The sequence below is a fragment of the Klebsiella sp. HN106 genome, from assembly GCF_051209435.1.
Taxonomy (GTDB): Bacteria; Pseudomonadota; Gammaproteobacteria; order Enterobacterales; family Enterobacteriaceae; genus Klebsiella; species Klebsiella oxytoca.
Window position 1 is genome coordinate 325,636 of record NZ_JBLURD010000002.1, and the last position, 18,291, is coordinate 343,926.

Consider the following 18,291-nt stretch of genomic DNA (forward strand, 5'->3'; position numbering starts at 1 on the left):
GATGGCTCGTACCTTTAAGATCTTATCGCCGACCGCGATTCTGGGTTATGGCTTTCCGGAAGAGAGCTTTCTTAAAGCCATGGCGGAGTCTCCTGATCTGATTGCCGTTGACGCCGGTTCATCCGATCCCGGCCCCCATTATCTGGGAGCAGGTAAACCCTTTACCGACAGAGCCGGAGTGAAACGCGATCTGCGCTATATGATCGTCGCCGGCGTAAAAAACAGTATTCCGGTGGTGATCGGCACGGCCGGCGGCTCCGGCGCGGCCCCGCACCTGGAGTGGTGCCGGCAAATCATCCATGAGATTGCGCAGGAAGAGCAACTGTCGTTTTCCATGGCGCTGATCCCGTCTGACGTCGAGAAATCCATCGTGCATCAGGCGCTGGATAACGGCAAAATCACCGCCCTCGACTTTGTGCCCGAGCTGACCCACGAAGCTATTGAAGAGAGCACCTATATCGTCGCCCAGATGGGTATCGAACCGTTCCAACGAGCGCTGGCCGCTGGCGCCCAGGTGGTGCTGGGCGGACGGGCGTACGATCCAGCCTGCTTCGCGGCGCTGCCGATTATGCAGGGCTTCGATGAGGGACTGGCCCTGCACTGCGGCAAGATCCTTGAATGCGCGGCCATTGCGGCGACCCCAGGGTCCGGCTCCGACTGCGCGATGGGGATCATCGACGACAACGGTTTTACGCTGAAAACCTTCAATCCACAGCGCAAATTCACCGAAACGTCCGCCGCGGCGCACACGTTATACGAGAAGTCCGATCCGTACTTCCTGCCGGGGCCCGGCGGCGTGCTGAACCTCAAAGGATGCAGCTTCAAAGCGGTCAACGAAGGCGAGGTGTACGTTAGCGGCTCTCGCCACGAAGAGACGCCCTACGCGCTGAAGCTGGAAGGCGCGCGTCGGGTCGGCTTTCGCTGCCTGACCATTGCCGGAACCCGCGACCCGATCATGATCGCCGGGATCGACACGATTCTTGCCGAGGTACAGGCCAGCGTGGCGCGCAACCTCTCGCTGAGTGACGACAGCATCCGCATGACTTTCCATCTGTACGGAAAGAACGGCGTGATGGGCAATCACGAACCGATGAAAACCGCCGGGCACGAGCTGGGGATTTTACTGGACGTCGTCGCCCCGACTCAGGATACCGCCAACAGCGTCTGCTCGCTGGTGCGCTCTACCCTGCTGCACTACGGTTATGAAAACCGCATTGCGACCGCGGGCAACCTCGCCTTCCCGTTCTCGCCTTCCGATATCCAGAGTGGCCCGGTGTATGAGTTTTCAATCTATCACCTGATTGAAGCCTGCGACGCGCTGCGCTTTGACTTCCATATCGAGCAGGTCACGCCAGAAGGAGTTCAGGCATGAAACAATCTCTATGCTCACTGGCGCAGGTGATCCGCTCCAAAAACGCCGGGCCGTATGAATTAGTTTTAGATATTTTATTTAAAACCCGGGAGGATTATCAGCGGGTAAAACGATCTGAGCAATTAACTCCGCAGCTTATTGCCAGCTTATATAACGTGAGACCTGATTTTATTCATCGCATTGTCTGGTTTGACCCGGCTAACGCGGTAAAAATTGTCATGCCGCGGGATATTATTTCCGGCAACGTTGGCGACAATGATGTTTATGGCGCTCAGCAACATGCGCCGTTATTAAGTATTGAGTTCGATTTCTAATTCTATATCCAATGGATTTCGAGTTGCATTGAGGCGGCAACTGAAGGACAAATTCGTCAGGAACGAATTTGAACAGCCGGAGGCTGCCTTCGGTGAGGGACATGGATGTCCCTCATTCATTCCCAGGAGCGTACATCCGTACATGACGGGGGTGAGCAAAGGCAGCCAACAAAAATGCAGCCTGAAAGACAACGGATTTAAAAATACAACAACATCCCTTGGTGTACAGGATTTCGCTGTATCACTGTATTCCAGACAATTTATGCGGTTGGTCACCACAGGCGCCCGTCTGAGCGGTTTGCAGGCTCAGGCGTGCGCTGCCCTACAACACTTCACCGACTAACCTCGATCCGATGGAGTAAACATGAAAAAAATAAGTTTAACCAAAATGATCATATTAGGCCTGATACTCGGCATGATTGCCGGGGTGGCAATTAATAATATGGCATCGGCTGATACAGCAAAATCATACGCGCAGGATATTTCTATTTTCACCACCATATTTTTACGCATGGTAAAAATGATTATCGCTCCGCTGGTAATATCCACGCTGGTAGTTGGCATCGCCAAAATGGGCGATGCTAAAACGCTCGGGCGGATATTCTCGAAAACTTTTTTCCTGTTTATTTGCGCCTCGCTGCTGTCGATTGCGCTGGGGCTGGTGATCGTTAATCTGTTCCAGCCGGGGGCGGGGATTAATTTCGTCGCCCACGATGCCGGAGCGGTCGCGGCCGTTCAATCTGAGCCCTTCACACTGAAGGTATTTATCTCTCACGCGGTGCCGACCAGCATCGTTGATGCGATGGCGCGCAACGAAATCCTGCAAATCGTGGTGTTCTCCATTTTCCTCGGCTGTAGCCTGGCGGCTATCGGCGAAAAAGCCGAACCCATTGTGAAAGTGCTCGATTCGCTGGTCCACGTAATGTTGAAGCTGACGGGCTACGTCATGCTCTTCGCGCCGCTAACCGTCTTTGCCGCTATCTCCGGGCTGATCGCCGAGCGCGGTCTGGGCGTAATGGTCAGCGCCGGTATCTTTATGGGTGAGTTCTACCTGACGCTTGGCATGCTGTGGGCGATGCTGATTGGCCTGTCGGCGGTCATTGTTGGTCCGTGCATTGGCCGTCTGACCAAAGCGATCCTTGAGCCCGCCCTGCTGGCCTTCACCACGTCCAGCTCTGAAGCCGCCTTCCCGGGCACCCTCGATAAGCTGGAAAAATTTGGCGTCTCTTCCAAAATCGCCAGCTTCGTTCTGCCCATTGGCTACTCCTTTAACCTGGTTGGCTCCATGGCCTACTGCTCGTTCGCCACGGTGTTTATCGCCCAGGCCTGCAACGTGCACCTCGGCATGGGCGAGCAGATCACCATGCTGCTGATTCTGATGCTGACCTCAAAAGGGATGGCGGGCGTACCGCGCGCCTCAATGGTGGTTATTGCCGCGACGCTGAACCAGTTCAACATTCCGGAAGCGGGCCTGATCCTGTTGATGGGCGTCGATCCGTTCCTCGATATGGGTCGCTCCGCCACTAACGTAATGAGTAACGCCATGGGCGCCGCCATCGTTGGCCGCTGGGAAGGCGAGCACTATGGAGAAGGCTGCCGCGGCACCGCCCCGGTCAAAAAACCCGAGCAGGAGCGTCCTGCCAGCGAAACGTCCGAAGTGGCGATGTCCTGACGGCAAGATGGCTACGAACCCCAGGCCGGATCTATCCGGCCCGGTTCCTCTCAATAATCTCAACAGGACATACCATGAACGTTAAATTTCTCGGCACCTGCCTGTTCACCGCCAGCTTATTGTTTAGCGGCGCCTCCGCAGCTCAGGGCGCACCGGACTACGCCAGCATTATCGAGCAGGCGCATCAGAAATATAAAAATAACCACGAGGGTAAAGTCGCCGACTACATCCCCGCTCTGGCGACCTATAGCCCGGATAATTTCGCCATTACGCTCGCGACGGTAGAAGGCAAAATTTACCAGACCGGCGACGTAAAAAAAGCGTTCCCGATGGAGTCCCTGAGCAAAGTGTTCACCCTGGCGCTGGCAATGGAGCAACGCGGACCGCAGGAAGTGTTGGATAAACTCGGCGCCAACGCCACCGGCCTGCCCTTCAATTCCGGATTAGCCGTCGAACTCACCCAAGGCGCGCCGGAGAATCCGTTAGTCAACGCCGGCGCCATGAGCACCGTGAGCCTGATTGCGGCGCAGGACAAAACCGACCGCTGGAATAAAATCCTCAACAATCTCAGCGCCTGGGCCGACAGTACGCTGAGCGTGAACGAGCCGGTATTTCAATCCGAAATGGCAACCAACCAGCATAACCAGGCGCTGGCCATGTTGATGCATTCCTACCGCAGCTTTTATGGCGATCCGCAGGAAGCCGTCGAAATCTACACCCGTCAATGTTCGGTGGATATCACCGTTGAGCAGCTCGCCAAAATGGGAGCCGTGCTGGCCAACGGCGGTAAATCGCCGTTCAACGGCAGGCAACTGCTTAACGCCAGCTATGTGCCGCAGGTACTGGCGGAAATGGCGATAGCCGGGCTGTACGACGGCAGCGGCAGATGGCTGTATAGCGTCGGTATTCCGGCGAAATCCGGCGTTGCCGGCGGGATGATCGCCGTGGTGCCGGGGCGGTACGCCATCGCCGTCTACTCCCCTCCGCTGGATGCAGCCGGTAATAGCGTTCGCGCCCAGCAAACCATCGAGTACGTCGCTAAAGCGACGCAGGCCAATCTCTTTTTCGCGAAATAGTGAGATGTCACATGTCTAAACCCTTTGTCTGGCAGGAACTCTTTGTACAGAGTAAAGATAATACGGAATATGAACTACTCAGTAATCAACATGTTAAGGTGACAGAGTTAGATGGTGAAGAGGTCATCAAGGTTGCGCCCGAAGCGTTAACGTTGCTGGCTCAGCAGGCATTTTATGAGGCTTCATTTTTCCTGCGCGCCGGACATTTAAAACAGATCGCCAGTATCCTGCACGATCCGCAGGCCAGCAGTAACGATAAATACGTTGCGCTGCAGCTGCTGCGCAACGCCGAAGTCTCGGCAAAAGGCGTGCTGCCAAACTGCCAGGATACCGGGACCGCAACCATCGTGGCGAGCAAAGGCCAGAACGTCTGGACCGGCGGCAACGATGCTGAAGCCCTGAGTCAGGGCGTCTACAACACCTTCCAGGAAAATAATTTACGCTATTCGCAAAATGCCCCCCTCGATATGTACACCGAGGTCAACACGGAGACCAACCTGCCGGCGCAGATCGACATCAGCGCCGTGCCGGGTAGCGAATACCGCTTCCTGTTCGTCAACAAAGGCGGCGGCTCGGCGAACAAAGCAGCGCTGTTTCAGGAAACAAAATCCATCCTGCAGCCGGAAAAACTCACCGCCTTCCTGATAGAAAAAATGAAAGCGCTGGGCACCGCCGCCTGTCCACCGTACCACATCGCCTTTGTGGTGGGCGGCCTCTCGGCGGATCAGGCATTGAAAGTGGCGAAGCTGGCTTCGACCAAATATTATGACAATCTGCCCACCAGCGGAAATGCGCTGGGCCAGGCGTTTCGCGATACTGCGCTGGAGGCGACGTTGCTTAACGCCAGCCGCGAGTTCGGCATCGGCGCGCAGTTTGGCGGCAAATATTTCGCTCACGATATTCGCGTGATCCGCCTGCCGCGGCACGGCGGCTCCTGCCCTATCGCTATGGCCCTCTCCTGCTCCGCCGATCGAAACATTAAAGCCAAAATCAACAAGCACGGCATCTGGCTGGAGAAGCTGGAACATAACCCGGGCAAGTTTATTCCTGATTCTCAGCGGATAGAAAACGGGGCGCAGACCGTCCAGCTCGACCTGAATCGGCCGCTGCGCGATATCCTTCGCGATATGTCAGCCCTGCCGGTCGGTACCCGGCTGTCGCTGAGCGGTCCAATTGTCGTCGCCCGCGATATTGCCCATGCCAAAATTAAAGAGCGGCTGGATAATGGCGAACCGATGCCGGCTTACATGCGCAATCATATCGTCTACTACGCCGGACCGGCGAAAACGCCAGACAATCTTGCCTGCGGCTCGCTGGGTCCCACCACCGGCGGACGGATGGACGGGTATGTTGATGCTTTCCAGGCCGCGGGCGGGAGTCTGATCATGCTCTCAAAAGGCAACCGCAGCCCACAGGTGACCGAAGCCTGCCTGAAACACGGCGGTTTTAATCTCGGCAGCATCGGCGGTGCGGCGGCTCTGCTGGCGCAGCAGTACGTGAAAAGTTTACGCTGCCTTGAGTATCCGGAACTGGGCATGGAAGCGGTATGGATGATGGAAGTCGAAAACCTGCCCGCGTTTGTGCTGGTTGACGACAAAGGCAACAACTTCTTTAGCCAGTTCGAGCAGCAGCACCGCTGCGCCACCTGTCCGGCAGGGCACTAAGGAGCATTTATGCACGCGCGAGGTAATCCTGACCGCCATCGTCAGCGCCAGCAGAAGCTGAAAACGCAGGTTGATACCCGCGTGGCGGCGGCAACGGAGCAAAAAGGCATCTTGATCGTCTTCACCGGCAACGGTAAGGGCAAATCTACTGCCGCCTTTGGTACGGCAACGCGAGCCGTCGGACATGGTAAGCGCGTCGGCGTTGCCCAGTTCATTAAAGGCCAGTGGGATAATGGAGAGTACAATACGCTGCATCCTCTGGGCGTTGAGTTTCACATTATGGGCACCGGCTTTACCTGGGAAACGCAAAACCGGGAAACGGATATGGAGGCGGCATCGGCCGTATGGCGAGAGAGTAAGCGCATGCTGGCCGATCCGAGCTACGATCTGGTGGTGCTGGATGAGCTCACGTATATGCTGGCGTATCGCTACCTGGATCCACAGGAAGTGATTGCCGCTATTGTCAATCGTCCGCCGCAGCAGAACGTGATTGTTACCGGCCGCGGCTGCCATGCCCGCCTGCTGGAGCTTGCCGATACGGTCAGCGAGCTGCGCCCGGTGAAGCACGCCTTTGACGGTGGTATTCAGGCGCAGGCAGGAATCGACTGGTAGTTTGACCCGGCTCGCGCTGCGTTCTGCTCCCTGGGCTACTCTGCGCGCTGCTCCCGGGGGCGGCGCTTGACGCGCCTTGCCCGGGCTACGGGTTCACCGCCGTTTGCAGCGCGGTAGCCCGGACAGGTGCGCAGTACAGGTTCACCGCCGACTCCGGGCCGGTAGCCCGGACAGATGCGCAGCATCGCCTCCGGGGAGTTCAACGACTCTGCTCTCTACTGGGGTATTCTGCGCGCTGCTCCCGGGGCGGCGCTTGACGCGCCTTGCCCGGGCTACGGGTTCACCGCCGTCTGCGGGCCGGAAGCCCGGGCAAAGCACCGTCAGGCAGCCGACACCACCGATTTTTGCAGCAGCCAGTCGCGAAATACCTGCAAATGACGGGATTCCGTTTTATCCTCCTGCCACGTCATAATAAAACGGTTACCGGTACGAATCGGCACATCGCAGGGGATCACCATCTCACCGCTATCCAGGTCATGCTGAATGGCAAAACGCGGCAGTAGCGCGACTCCCAGATTTGAACGCACTGCCGCAATCAGCATCGAGAGCAGATCGAAACGTGGACCGATGTTGATCTGCGGGCTGGTGATATTCGACAGCGCAAACCACTCCTGCCAGCCGTGAATCCGCGTGCTTTGATGCAGCAGCGGAAATTCGCCCAGCAGCTCCTCCACCGCCAGCTTTTGCCCGGGTTCCGACAGCAGTCCGCAGCCGCACACCGGCAAAATTTCCTCTTCAAACAGATACTCCACTTCAGACCACGGCGAGCAAAAATCCTCGCGCATAATGGCGGCATCGTACTCGCGGCTCAGAAAATCACTCATGCTGGCCAGCGAATGAATATTAACGATGATGTCAGGATTTAATTTATTAAACTCGCGCAGGTTGGGGATCAGCCAGTGGGTGCTAAAGGTGGGATTAACGGCCAGTTCAAGAACCTGCACCGTCGGTTGCCAGGTCATAATCGAATTGGTATCACGCTCCAGTTTGTTCAACGTTTCTTTAACGATAGACAAATAATGCTTGCCGGCCTCATTTAAAAAAATCCTTTTTTTAGCATGATTAAATAATGACGTATGGAGGAAATCCTCCAGCGCCGTGACCTGTCGGAACACGGCGCTTTGTGTTAAAGCCAACTCTTCCGCTGCCCGGGTATAACTTTCATGGCGAGCCACAACCTCAAAAGTCACCAGTAATTCAGTTTTCGGTATTTTTCCTCTCATAACGTCTTCCATTTACGGCGTGCAAAAATTGTTTAATAGATAAAAAAAGCGCGCAAGGACATCAGGTTAGCCCCCGGTGTTATATTTTATTTTACCGTCAGGTGTCATTGATCTATTCCATGATTAATGCATACTATCACTGATCAAATAATAACCAATGATACCCAGGCGCTACAATAAAGACAATTTAAACAACGTGATTGCTGCACAATTAAAAGCATTAAGTTGTCAATATTTTTTCACGTTAACTTGTTTATTAGCGAAGACATGAAGAGAGCCAATGGGAATTAATTACCTGACCATGGGCATAATTGAAAAATTCCGCGATCGGGCACACATTATGAATGCTCCAGGAAAAATCTGTATTAGCCTGAATTCGAGGCTAACCGATGCGAGGTGAAGATCTCCAGAGGTTCCGTTCGCGGAACGACTGGGGGGTCGTGCGGTGAGCAGCGCGGAACACCCGGCAAAAGTAGCTGGTTTGCGCAAACTGAAGCTTACGCGCCACGCTGTCTATGGAATTAGCCGGGTCCCCCAGCAGCTCTCCGGCACGCTGCATTTTCTTCTGATTGACCCACACCTTAAAATTTACGCCCTGACGCTTTTTAAAAAAACGGCTGAAGTAGTTAGCGCTGAGACAAACATGGGCGGCAACAGATTCCAGAGACAGCTCATCATATAAATGTTCATCAATATAGCGCAGCGCAGCCGCCAGTTTTATTTCATGCGGCGATTTTTGCGCATAATAAAAAGTGCTCTTTTGTCGCGCCAGTCTCGCACCTTCCTCCTCTGCTTCTTCCATCGCTGAGTAATGACTAACGATGAAATGCAGAAGCCTTATCGCCGCCGAGCGATGATTATTATCGGTTGCTGCTCGATGGTCAAAAATAATATACCCGCATATTTTATTGCTTTGAACCAGCGGTAGGGAAAAGAACTCTGCCCCCGCATAGCAATCGGGCAAGCGACCGTCGGTTACCTTAATAACCGTCGCCGTCAGCCCCGTTGCCCGCGAAAAAACATCTGTTAACGAACTAAAAAAAACGATGCCATTATCCCTTTTATTTTCCGCCATCTTATTCTCCGTAAGCTTTTGCAAGCGGTTAATATGCAAAATATTACGGATAAAAAGGATGATGACTGACGCAAAAAATAATCTCATTTAAACAGATGAATATGATCAAAATGCACAACCGTTACGCCGGTTCAGGAGGTCGATGCCTGAGAGCTGCCCGCGCTCAGGCGGCCAGCGTTCTCAAACTTTAACGAATCTTCACAGAAAACTGTGAGCACAAATTTCTGACCGACAAATGATTAATTGTTATATTTCATACAGTTATAAAAATACCATGCGTTTTCGTGATGTTGTTGTTTGTGAGAATCATCATGTGAATGTGAAATGCCCTCCTGAATAATAGGTTCAATGTGAAAACAACTTGAACGGAGTGGATCCATGGCCGTCACTACAGGCGTTATCGCCGACGATTTTACCGGCGCAACGGATATAGCAAGCTTTATGGCTGAACAGGGCTGGCGAGTCGCGCTGCTGCCCGGCATGCCCGATATCACTCAGTGCTGGAACGAAGAGGTTGACGCTATCGTCATCTCGTTGAAGAGCCGCGCTTTACCGGCAGAACAGGCCGTCGCCCAGTCCCTGGCCTGCGCCCGCTGGCTAAGACAAAACGCCGGCGTCCGCCAGCTCTATTTCAAGTATTGCTCAACCTTTGACTCCACGCCGGCGGGCAACATCGGCCCGGTAAGCGATGCGCTGATGAACGACATTCAGGCCCCGCTAATCGTTCACTGCCCCGCTCTGCCGCAAAATGGGCGCACGGTGGTCCACGGCCATCTGTTTGTGAACGGGGTGCTGCTTAACGAATCCGGTATGGAAAAACATCCGCTAAATCCGATGACCGATGCCAGCGTACCGCGCCTGCTGGCCGCGCAGACGGCCAGCCCGGTTGGGCACATTGCTCTCAATACGATTCGCAGCGGTGTGGAAGCGGTCACTTGCGCCTTAGAACGCTATCAGATTGAAGGAACGCGCCATGTGATTGTCGATACGCTGGACGACACCGATCTCCATACCCTGGCTCAGGCGCTGCAGGAGTATCCGCTGCTGGCCGGAGGTTCCGGTCTCGGCGGCGCGCTGGCCGCTAACGCTGGTGGTCATCCTGTTGCGTCGCCGCACCGCTTTCCCTCTCCCGCCAGAGCAGTCGTGTTCTCCGGCAGCTGTTCGACGATGAGCAACCGCCAGGTCAACCGCTATAAAGCCCAGGCGGCATCCTGTTTGCTTGACGTTGCCCGCTGCCTGTCGGATACCGAAAGCTACAGCGACGAGCTGTCTACCTGGGCGATGGCGCATATCAACGACCCGCTCGCGCCGCTACTTTATGCCACCCAGCCGCCAGAGGCGCTACAGCGCATTCAGCAGGAATACGGCGAACAGGCCGCCAGTCGGGCAATCGAACGCACTTTCGCCCGGCTGAGCGCCAAACTTCTGGCCGCAGGCGTCAACACCTTTATTGTCGCTGGCGGAGAAACCTCCGGCACCGTCGTGGAAGCGCTACAGGTGAAGCGCCTGGCCGTCGGCAGAGCGATCGCGCCGGGCGTACCTTGGGTCTTCTCCTCCGGCCTGGCGCTGGCCCTGAAGTCAGGCAACTTTGGCGACGAAGATTTCTTTTTTACGACCCAGGAGTATCCATCATGAATCCGGTGAGTGAACACCAACTCCGCGAACAGCTGGTCCACTATGGGCGCTCGCTGTTTATGCGCGGCTACAGCAGCGGCGGTTCCGGCAATCTCAGCGTGAAGCTGCCGGACGGCGGCTATCTGGTGACCCCAACCAATTCCTGTCTGGGTGAACTGCAGGCCGCCACCCTGAGTCGACTGGATGCCGATGGCGTGCATCTCAGCGGCGATAAGCCGTCAAAAGAGGTCCCTATGCATCTGGCGTGGTACCGCCACCGGCCTTCCTGCGGGGCCGTAGTACATCTGCACTCTCCGTGGCTGACCGCGCTCTCCTGTCTACCGTGCGCCACGCCGGAAAACTGCCTGCCGCCGCTAACGCCGTACTACGTGATGCGCGTCGGACGGCTGCCGCTGCTGCCCTATTTCAAACCCGGACACGAGGGCATTGCCAGCGCGCTCAGTGACATCGCCGCAGACCATACGGCGGCGCTACTGGCCAACCACGGGCCGGTAGTGAGCGGTCGCTCGCTGCGCGAGGCGGTGTTTAACGCCGAAGAACTGGAAGACAGCGCCCGTATCTGGCTGACCTTAAAACCGCTCGGCTATGTCCCGCTCTCAGAAGCAGCGGTGGCCGAACTCGAACAATCCCGACCGGCCTGAGGTGCGATGATGATCCCGGAACAACGGCGCGACTTTATTTACCGCTACGTGCATGAAAAAAACGCCGCCTCCTTCAATGAACTGGCGGAGCTGATGAGCGTGTCGCATATGACGGTACGCCGCGACATTCAGTTGCTGGAAGAAGAAGGCAAGGTTATCGCCATTAACGGCGGCGTAAAGCTCAATAACCTGCTTAAATCCGAGCTGCCGTGGCGAGAGAAAGCGGAGTTGCATCATGAAGTAAAACGCAAAATGGGCCAGCTGGCGGCGATGCTCATCGAGCCGGGTCAAACGCTCTACCTCGATGCCGGCACCTCGTTGTTTGAAGTGGCGAAAGCGGTGGCCGCCAGCCGCTGTTTTAACCTGACGGTCGTCACCAACGACTTTTCCATCAGCCACTACCTGATGGATATGCCGCATATCACGCTCTATCACACCGGCGGCCTGGTGGACCAGCGCAACCGCTCAAGCATTGGTAAAAGCGCCGCCAGCTTTCTTCGCACCATTAATATTGACGTGGCGTTTCTGAGCTCCTCTTCGTGGGATACCGAACGCGGGATGTCAACGCCGAGCGAAGGGAAAGCCTCGGTCAAGGAGGCGGTGCTCACCGTTTCCCGGCGTCGGGTACTGGTCTGCGATAGCAGTAAATTTGGCAAATACGGCATGTTCCATATCTGCGGGCTGGAGCAATTGACCGATATTGTTTCTGATAACCGGCTACCGGAGGATGCGCAACACACTATTGCCAGCCAGGGGGTGAAACTGCATCTGGTAGATAGCCGGGAGGGAGCGCATCATGCTGAAGCTCGCGGCTAACCTCGACTGGCTATTTACCGATTTACCGATAGCGGCCCGTTTCCAGGCGGCAAAAGCGGCCGGTTTTCACGGTATTGAAGGGCTATTTCTCTGGCAACACCCGCTGGAACAGCTGCAGGCGGCACAGCGGCAAACGTCTCTACCGCTGGTGCTGATGAACGCTCCGGCAGGCAACTGGTCTCAGGGTGAACGCGGGCTGGCAGCGCTACCCGGGCGCGAAGAGGAGTTTCACCGCAGTCTGGAGCGGGCTCGTCATTATGCCACGGCGTTGGGCTGCCGCCGGGTTCAAGTTATGGCGGGCTTGCGCTGCGACGCTCTGACGCATCAGGCCCAGCTTGAGCTCTTGCGCAACAGGCTGCGTATCGCCTGCGATGTGCTGGCTGTTGCGGGAATAGACGTGCTGATTGAACCATTAAACTCGCAGGATATGCCCGGCTATTTTATTGATAGCTTTCCGCTGGCCGCAGCAATCATTGACCAGGTCGCCAGGAACAATATCGGTTTACAGTTTGATATTTATCATTGCCAGAAAATTCACGGCAACGTCGCCAAAAATATTGAACGCTACTTTACGCTTATCAAACATATTCAAATTGCTTCCGTTCCTTATCGCCATGAACCTGGGACCGGCGAATTAAATGAAGCATGGTTATTCGATTTTATTAAAAAAATGAACTACAGGGGCTGGATTGGTTGTGAATATCAACCCTCAACATCAGGCCCCGAATCATTACGCTGGATAACGCCTTACCTGGAATTTTAATCTCTCTGTACCGGAGGAAAATATGTCGGATACCGTTATTATCTCGCTGGCACCCGTTGCCGCGGATTGCCCTCGAGTCATACCCGAAGAACTGGCGCAGGAAATACTCGCCAGCGTAGAATATGGCGCGGCGATTGTTCATCTGCACGTCCGTGATAAGCAGGGGCGTCTGACGCCGGACACCGTCGATTTTCAGGCCACAATCGACCCTGTGATGCGCCACTCAAACCTGATAATTCAGGCCTCTACCGGCGGCGTCTCTTCGCTGTCCATCGCCGAACGCTGCGCGCCCCTGGCCTGCTCAGGAGTGGAGATGGCGTCGCTTAACGTCGGCTCCGTTAACCTTGGCGATGCCGTTTACTTTAATCCCGGCCCGGACGTCGAATATTGTGCAAGACAAATCATCGCGCATAACATAATTCCCGAGTTTGAAGTTTTCGAAATTGGCATGATTAATAATATCCTTGCTCTGCAGGAAAATATAAAATTCAAAACCCCGATGCTGTTTAATATTGTACTGGGGCATCGCGGCACTACCCCCGCCACGATTGATACATTAATTGCCATGCGCAGCATGCTCCCCCGCGAGGCCTTATGGGGAATAACACATTTTGGCAGAAAGAATTTCGACATTATCGCTGCCGCAGTCGCCATGGGCGCCAGCGAGGTTCGAATTGGCTTTGAGGATAGCTATTATTTAAGCGCGGAAGAAAAAGCCCAGAATAACCATCAGCAGGTCGCCAAACTCGCCACCCTGATTCGCAGCATGGATAAGAAAGTCGCCACGCCCGACATTGCGCGGCAAATGTTATCTATTCCCCCCCGGCAGCAATAACAACAGAAAGGACATTTCGCTATGACTATGACCACTGTTATTCACAAAACCGGTCTCGGCGTCAGCATCGCCGGTGCCGCCCTGGTGGCGGTTGGCGCGCTGATGCATTCACCCGCGCTCTGGCAGCCTGGGCTGGTGATGTTCACCGCCGGTTTTGCGGCGGGAGCAGGATACTGGCCGGGGTTACGCAGCTATCAGTTTACCTTGTGGATCATCGCCGGTTTCGTTGCCGCGATGACCTGGTCTACGGATCTGATCGTCTGGGGCGGCTTTAACATCACCCATAAATGGATCGTTTTCCTGGTCATCCAGGCCACTATGTTCAGCATGGGCACCAAGCTGACGATCCAGGATTTTATCGATGTCGCCAAAATGCCATGGGCGGTGTTTATCGGTACCTTCTGCCATTTTGTCATTATGCCCCTGCTCGGCCTGACCATTACCCTGGTCTTCAACTTTCCGCCGGAAGTCGCGGTGGGCATCCTGCTGATTGGCGCGTGTCCCAGCGGCCTCTCTTCGACGGTGATGGTTTACATCGCCAACGCTAACCTGGCGCTGGCGGTATCGATAGCGGCAGTATCAACCCTGGCGGCCACGGTGATGACGCCGCTGTGGGTTAACCTGCTGGCGGGCTCGATGATCGATATTCAGCTGACCGCAATGGTGATGGACGTGGTGAAAATCGTGCTCATCCCGATCGGCGCGGCGATCTTACACGACTACCTGAAAACCTACGCCAGTATACGCGGCCGCCGTATTGTGCAGGGACTGGCCGGGCTCGGCGCCCTGTGGCTGCTGTATATGAGCGCCGGAGGCTGGAACACGCTGTTCGCCAGCGCCGGCGCCGAAGCGCAAATGTACGCCGTGGTTGTCAACTTCGTGGCTGGCGGTCTCGTCTGGGCGCTGTTTTACAACTGGCTGTATGGTCGCGTTGAAGGTATTAAGAAAATCATGCCGACTATCTCGATGATAGGGATTATTTTCTTCACGACCACCGCCGCCGCTGCGGGACGCGACAACCTGGTGCAGGTCGGCTTCCTGCTCTGTTTCGCCATGCTGATGCATAACCTCGGCGGTTTCCTGATTGGCTATCTGATGAGTCGCTGGATCTTTCGCATGGACGTACAGTCCGCCCGTACCGTGGCCTTTGAAGTCGGACTGCAAAACGGCGGAATGGCGTCGGGGCTTGCCGCCGCGATGGGCAAGCTGGCAACAGTGGGCCTTGCTTCCGCGGTGATGACTCCGCTTGGCAACGTCAGCGGCTCGCTGCTGGCGAACTACTGGCGCAAAAAGGACGCCCGACAGGCGCAGGCCGCCGCGAACAACCCCGCTCAAACCGTTTCTGAACATCTTTCAAAAGGATAATCACCATGACGACTATCACTCTGGAACAGGCTTTACGCGCCGTAGCGTTCGCGCTTGACCTCGCTGACTCCTGCTATGCAAAGCGCCCGCTAAGCGTAGCGGTGTGCGACGCCAGCGGGGAGCTGCTCAGCTTCGCGCGGATGGACAATGCCAAATTGTTAACCATTGAACTTACCCAGCGCAAGGCGCATACCAGCAGTCGCCTCGGCTGTACCACGCAGGCATTTTTACAGCGCCTGCAAAAAGAGCAGCTGGACATCAGTTACTTTGCCGATCCGCATTTTACCGCCCTGCCCGGCGGGGTCCCGCTTCTGTACGACGGTAAATGTCTCGGCGCCGTCGCGGTAGGCGGGCTATCGGCACAGGAAGATCACGACGCGGCGCTGGCCGTCGCAGAAAATTTGCTTAAGGAGATAGCCCAATGAAAAAGATCGCTATGCTGCACACCAGTTCAGCGACGCTCGCGATGATGCAGCAGCTGATTGCCGATATCATGCCGGAAGTGGAAGTCATGCATCTGGTGGAAGAATCCATGATCAAGCAGGTAATGAAGGCCGGAGGGGTAACGCCGAATATTGCCGCCCGCATTGCCGACTACGTGCATATTGCCGAAAAAGCGGACTGCGATATTTTCATTACCGCCTGCTCTTCTATTGGCACGGCGGTGGAACAGTGCCAGTTTCTCACGCCGCTTCAGCTCGCCCGTATTGACAGCGCGATGGTCGAAGAAGCGATTGAAAAAGGCGAGCGTATCGCCGTGCTGGCAACCGTAGCGACCACGCTAAAGCCGACGCTGGATTACGTCCAGCGCAAAGTACAGGAGAGCGGTAAGCCGCGCGCCATTACCCCCATATTAATGGAAGAGGCATTCCACGCGCTGCTGGCAGGCGATATGGATACCCATGACCGAATCGTCAGTGAAGGGCTACAAAGCGCGTTTAGCCAGGCGGATGTAGTGATGCTGGCGCAAGCCTCGATGGCCCGGGTATTGCAGCAGCTCCCTGCCCCGCCGGTACCGGTCATGACCTCACCAGAAAGCGGGATTCGCTGGCTGAAAGCGCTGGCGGAGAGCTGAGTTACGGGCAAAAAAAAGGCCATCATCAGATGGCCAACCATGTCGAAACTGGACCAGCCCTTGACCATGCAGAAAGTCAGGGCTGTTTTTTTACTTATTACTTAATGACGGTTTTCAGCGCTTCGCCGATATCGGCCAGGCTGCGAACGGTTTTCACGCCAGCGGCTTCCAGAGCGGCGAATTTTTCATCCGCCGTCCCTTTACCACCCGCAATGATGGCACCCGCGTGCCCCATACGTTTGCCTTTCGGCGCGGTCACGCCGGCGATGTAGCCGACAACCGGTTTGGTCACGTGATCTTTGATGTAAGCGGCCGCTTCTTCTTCCGCGCTACCGCCGATCTCACCGATCATCACAATCGCTTCGGTCTGCGGATCTTCCTGGAACAGTTTCAGGATATCGATGAAGTTGGATCCCGGAATCGGGTCGCCGCCGATGCCCACGCAGGTGGACTGACCAAAGCCGTAGTCGGTGGTCTGCTTAACCGCTTCATAGGTCAGGGTACCGGAACGGGAAACGATGCCCACTTTACCCGGCTGGTGAATGTGGCCCGGCATGATGCCGATTTTGCATTCGCCCGGAGTGATCACGCCCGGGCAGTTCGGCCCGATCATGCGCACGCCCGCTTCGTCGAGCTTCACTTTCACGGTCAGCATATCCAGCGTCGGGATACCTTCGGTGATGGTGATAATCAGCTTAATGCCAGCATCGATAGCTTCCAGAATAGAATCTTTGCAGAACGGCGCCGGAACGTAGATGACGGATGCGGTTGCGCCGGTGGCTTCGACCGCTTCGCGAACGGTATTGAATACCGGCAGGCCCAGATGCGTGGTGCCGCCTTTGCCCGGGGTGACGCCGCCGACCATTTGCGTACCGTAAGCGATGGCTTGTTCAGAGTGGAATGTGCCCTGGCTACCGGTGAAACCCTGGCAGATAACCTTGGTGTCTTTATTAATTAAAACGGACATTATTTCCCCTCCACTGCGGCAACAACCTGCTGAGCTGCATCCGTCAGACTTTTCGCTGCAATAATATTCAGGCCGCTGTCAGCCAGTTTCTTCGCGCCCAGTTCGGCGTTGTTACCTTCCAGACGTACGACTACCGGTACGTTAACGCCCACTTCGGCAACCGCGCCGATGATGCCGTCGGCAATCAGGTCGCAGCGTACAATACCGCCGAAGATGTTAACCAGAACCGCTTTTACGTTGTCATCAGAGAGGATGATTTTGAACGCTTCAGTGACGCGCTCTTTGGTTGCGCCGCCGCCAACGTCAAGGAAGTTAGCCGGTTCGCCGCCGTGCAGCTTAACGATGTCCATGGTGCCCATCGCCAGGCCCGCGCCGTTAACCATGCAACCAATGTTGCCGTCCAGCGCGACGTAGTTCAGTTCCCACTGCGCAGCCTGCGCTTCGCGCGGATCTTCCTGCGACTGGTCGCGCATTTCGCGCAGATCCGGCTGGCGGAACAGCGCGTTGCCGTCAGCGCCCAGCTTGCCGTCGAGGCAGATCAGATCGCCCTGTTTGGTGATAACCAGCGGGTTGATCTCGATCAGCGCCAGGTCGCGCTCAAGGAAAATGGTCGCCAGGCCCATGAAAATTTTAGTGAACTGCTGAACCTGTTTACCTTCCAGACCCAGTTTAAACGCCAGTTCACGACCCTGGTAAGGCATCGGGCCCGCCAGCGGATCGAGGGCGATCTTGTGGATCAGATGCGGAGTCTCTTCCGCCACTTTTTCGATTTCCACGCCGCCTTCGGTGGAGGCCATGAAGACCACGCGACGGGAGCTGCGGTCAACTACCGCGCCCAGGTATAGCTCTTTATCGATATCGGTCGCGGCTTCAACCAGAATCTGGTTAACCGGCTGGCCGTTCGCATCTGTTTGATAGGTGACGAGACGTTTGCCCAGCCAGTGCTCAGCAAATGCGCGAATGTCTTCTTTGCTTTTTACTACCTTCACACCGCCCGCTTTACCGCGGCCACCAGCGTGAACCTGACATTTCACTACCCACGGACCCGCGCCGATTTTAGAAGCGGCTTCTTCTGCTTCACGCGGAGTAGTACAGGCATAACCCACCGGCGCCGGTAAGCCATAGCGGGCAAAAAGTTGTTTTGCCTGATATTCATGTAAGTTCATGTGTTCAGTCCATCCTTCAG

18 protein-coding genes are annotated in these 18,291 nt (G+C 55.7%); 14 read left to right on the top strand and 4 right to left on the bottom strand.

The window, feature by feature from the left end:
- The first annotated feature begins 1 nt into the window (after position 1).
- From ACSIPU_RS08200 to cobO, 6 genes are all read left to right on the top strand, one after another.
- Positions 2-1,372 carry an acyclic terpene utilization AtuA family protein gene (locus ACSIPU_RS08200; protein ID WP_017146324.1) on the top strand — a complete coding sequence of 457 codons (1,371 nt, stop codon included), beginning with the start codon at positions 2-4 and terminating at the stop codon, positions 1,370-1,372.
- Positions 1,369-1,686, top strand: a complete 318-nt coding sequence (locus tag ACSIPU_RS08205) for a DUF4387 domain-containing protein (protein WP_004100314.1) — start codon at positions 1,369-1,371, stop codon at positions 1,684-1,686. The genes ACSIPU_RS08200 and ACSIPU_RS08205 overlap by 4 nt, the downstream gene beginning before the upstream one ends.
- A gap of 364 nt (positions 1,687-2,050) precedes the next feature.
- Complete coding sequence (locus ACSIPU_RS08210) at positions 2,051-3,358, top strand: dicarboxylate/amino acid:cation symporter (RefSeq protein WP_004100312.1); 1,308 nt, start codon at positions 2,051-2,053, stop codon at positions 3,356-3,358.
- Between the two features lie 74 nt (positions 3,359-3,432).
- Entirely contained in the window at positions 3,433-4,434 is a 1,002-nt protein-coding gene (glsA, locus tag ACSIPU_RS08215; protein WP_196557889.1) for a glutaminase A, read from the top strand.
- Positions 4,435-4,445: 11 nt separating this feature from the next.
- Entirely contained in the window at positions 4,446-6,098 is a 1,653-nt protein-coding gene (locus tag ACSIPU_RS08220; RefSeq protein ID WP_004100308.1) for a class I fumarate hydratase, read from the top strand.
- 9 nt (positions 6,099-6,107) lie between these two features.
- Positions 6,108-6,710 (top strand): cob(I)yrinic acid a,c-diamide adenosyltransferase, encoded by a 603-nt coding sequence (gene cobO / locus ACSIPU_RS08225; RefSeq protein ID WP_023320590.1) that lies wholly within the window; start codon positions 6,108-6,110, stop codon positions 6,708-6,710.
- 320 nt (positions 6,711-7,030) lie between these two features.
- Here cobO and ACSIPU_RS08230 read toward each other — a convergent pair whose 3' ends face one another.
- Positions 7,031-7,933, bottom strand: a complete 903-nt coding sequence (locus tag ACSIPU_RS08230; RefSeq protein WP_004100304.1) for a LysR substrate-binding domain-containing protein — start codon at positions 7,931-7,933, stop codon at positions 7,031-7,033.
- Between the two features lie 382 nt (positions 7,934-8,315).
- Positions 8,316-9,008 (bottom strand): helix-turn-helix transcriptional regulator, encoded by a 693-nt coding sequence (locus ACSIPU_RS08235; protein WP_024273927.1) that lies wholly within the window; start codon positions 9,006-9,008, stop codon positions 8,316-8,318.
- Positions 9,009-9,386: 378 nt separating this feature from the next.
- On the opposite strand from ACSIPU_RS08235, the gene otnK reads away from it, so the two are divergent.
- From otnK to ACSIPU_RS08275, 8 genes are read left to right on the top strand one after another with little or no spacing between them, the layout of a single operon-like run.
- Positions 9,387-10,643 (top strand): 3-oxo-tetronate kinase, encoded by a 1,257-nt coding sequence (gene otnK / locus ACSIPU_RS08240; RefSeq protein ID WP_196557891.1) that lies wholly within the window; start codon positions 9,387-9,389, stop codon positions 10,641-10,643.
- On the top strand, positions 10,640-11,284 hold the full coding sequence (gene otnC / locus ACSIPU_RS08245; RefSeq protein WP_017146328.1) for a 3-oxo-tetronate 4-phosphate decarboxylase: 645 nt from the start codon (positions 10,640-10,642) through the stop codon (positions 11,282-11,284). The genes otnK and otnC overlap by 4 nt, the downstream gene beginning before the upstream one ends.
- A 6-nt stretch (positions 11,285-11,290) precedes the next feature.
- Positions 11,291-12,100, top strand: coding sequence for a DeoR/GlpR family DNA-binding transcription regulator (locus tag ACSIPU_RS08250; protein ID WP_017146329.1), 810 nt, complete (start codon positions 11,291-11,293; stop codon positions 12,098-12,100).
- Complete coding sequence (locus ACSIPU_RS08255) at positions 12,081-12,863, top strand: hydroxypyruvate isomerase family protein (protein WP_435321853.1); 783 nt, start codon at positions 12,081-12,083, stop codon at positions 12,861-12,863. Before ACSIPU_RS08250 ends, ACSIPU_RS08255 begins: the two co-directional genes overlap by 20 nt.
- A 22-nt stretch (positions 12,864-12,885) precedes the next feature.
- On the top strand, positions 12,886-13,698 hold the full coding sequence (locus tag ACSIPU_RS08260) for a 3-keto-5-aminohexanoate cleavage protein (protein ID WP_004100292.1): 813 nt from the start codon (positions 12,886-12,888) through the stop codon (positions 13,696-13,698).
- Positions 13,699-13,719: 21 nt separating this feature from the next.
- Positions 13,720-15,063, top strand: coding sequence for a bile acid:sodium symporter family protein (locus ACSIPU_RS08265; protein ID WP_004100291.1), 1,344 nt, complete (start codon positions 13,720-13,722; stop codon positions 15,061-15,063).
- 5 nt (positions 15,064-15,068) lie between these two features.
- Positions 15,069-15,488, top strand: coding sequence for a GlcG/HbpS family heme-binding protein (locus ACSIPU_RS08270; RefSeq protein ID WP_017146331.1), 420 nt, complete (start codon positions 15,069-15,071; stop codon positions 15,486-15,488).
- Positions 15,485-16,138, top strand: a complete 654-nt coding sequence (locus ACSIPU_RS08275; RefSeq protein WP_023329450.1) for an aspartate/glutamate racemase family protein — start codon at positions 15,485-15,487, stop codon at positions 16,136-16,138. Before ACSIPU_RS08270 ends, ACSIPU_RS08275 begins: the two co-directional genes overlap by 4 nt.
- Positions 16,139-16,235: 97 nt before the next feature.
- Here ACSIPU_RS08275 and sucD read toward each other — a convergent pair whose 3' ends face one another.
- The gene (sucD, locus tag ACSIPU_RS08280) at positions 16,236-17,105 is read right to left on the bottom strand and encodes a succinate--CoA ligase subunit alpha (RefSeq protein ID WP_004100288.1); all 870 of its coding nucleotides are present in this window, start codon (positions 17,103-17,105) and stop codon (positions 16,236-16,238) included.
- A complete protein-coding gene (gene sucC, locus ACSIPU_RS08285; protein ID WP_004100286.1) occupies positions 17,105-18,271 on the bottom strand; it encodes an ADP-forming succinate--CoA ligase subunit beta in 1,167 nt (388 codons plus the stop codon). The genes sucD and sucC overlap by 1 nt, the downstream gene beginning before the upstream one ends.
- Positions 18,272-18,291: the final 20 nt, after the last annotated feature.

What these genes read in the sequence shown, in the direction of transcription:
- ACSIPU_RS08200 (WP_017146324.1), top strand. Translation starts at nt 2, where the DNA reads ATGGCTCGTACCTTTAAGATCTTATCGCCGACCGCGATTCTGGGTTAT.
- ACSIPU_RS08205 (WP_004100314.1), top strand. Translation starts at nt 1,369, where the DNA reads ATGAAACAATCTCTATGCTCACTGGCGCAGGTGATCCGCTCCAAAAAC.
- ACSIPU_RS08210 (WP_004100312.1), top strand. Translation starts at nt 2,051, where the DNA reads ATGAAAAAAATAAGTTTAACCAAAATGATCATATTAGGCCTGATACTC.
- glsA (WP_196557889.1), top strand. Translation starts at nt 3,433, where the DNA reads ATGAACGTTAAATTTCTCGGCACCTGCCTGTTCACCGCCAGCTTATTG.
- ACSIPU_RS08220 (WP_004100308.1), top strand. Translation starts at nt 4,446, where the DNA reads ATGTCTAAACCCTTTGTCTGGCAGGAACTCTTTGTACAGAGTAAAGAT.
- cobO (WP_023320590.1), top strand. Translation starts at nt 6,108, where the DNA reads ATGCACGCGCGAGGTAATCCTGACCGCCATCGTCAGCGCCAGCAGAAG.
- ACSIPU_RS08230 (WP_004100304.1), bottom strand. Translation starts at nt 7,933, where the DNA reads ATGAGAGGAAAAATACCGAAAACTGAATTACTGGTGACTTTTGAGGTT.
- ACSIPU_RS08235 (WP_024273927.1), bottom strand. Translation starts at nt 9,008, where the DNA reads ATGGCGGAAAATAAAAGGGATAATGGCATCGTTTTTTTTAGTTCGTTA.
- otnK (WP_196557891.1), top strand. Translation starts at nt 9,387, where the DNA reads ATGGCCGTCACTACAGGCGTTATCGCCGACGATTTTACCGGCGCAACG.
- otnC (WP_017146328.1), top strand. Translation starts at nt 10,640, where the DNA reads ATGAATCCGGTGAGTGAACACCAACTCCGCGAACAGCTGGTCCACTAT.
- ACSIPU_RS08250 (WP_017146329.1), top strand. Translation starts at nt 11,291, where the DNA reads ATGATGATCCCGGAACAACGGCGCGACTTTATTTACCGCTACGTGCAT.
- ACSIPU_RS08255 (WP_435321853.1), top strand. Translation starts at nt 12,081, where the DNA reads ATGCTGAAGCTCGCGGCTAACCTCGACTGGCTATTTACCGATTTACCG.
- ACSIPU_RS08260 (WP_004100292.1), top strand. Translation starts at nt 12,886, where the DNA reads ATGTCGGATACCGTTATTATCTCGCTGGCACCCGTTGCCGCGGATTGC.
- ACSIPU_RS08265 (WP_004100291.1), top strand. Translation starts at nt 13,720, where the DNA reads ATGACTATGACCACTGTTATTCACAAAACCGGTCTCGGCGTCAGCATC.
- ACSIPU_RS08270 (WP_017146331.1), top strand. Translation starts at nt 15,069, where the DNA reads ATGACGACTATCACTCTGGAACAGGCTTTACGCGCCGTAGCGTTCGCG.
- ACSIPU_RS08275 (WP_023329450.1), top strand. Translation starts at nt 15,485, where the DNA reads ATGAAAAAGATCGCTATGCTGCACACCAGTTCAGCGACGCTCGCGATG.
- sucD (WP_004100288.1), bottom strand. Translation starts at nt 17,105, where the DNA reads ATGTCCGTTTTAATTAATAAAGACACCAAGGTTATCTGCCAGGGTTTC.
- sucC (WP_004100286.1), bottom strand. Translation starts at nt 18,271, where the DNA reads ATGAACTTACATGAATATCAGGCAAAACAACTTTTTGCCCGCTATGGC.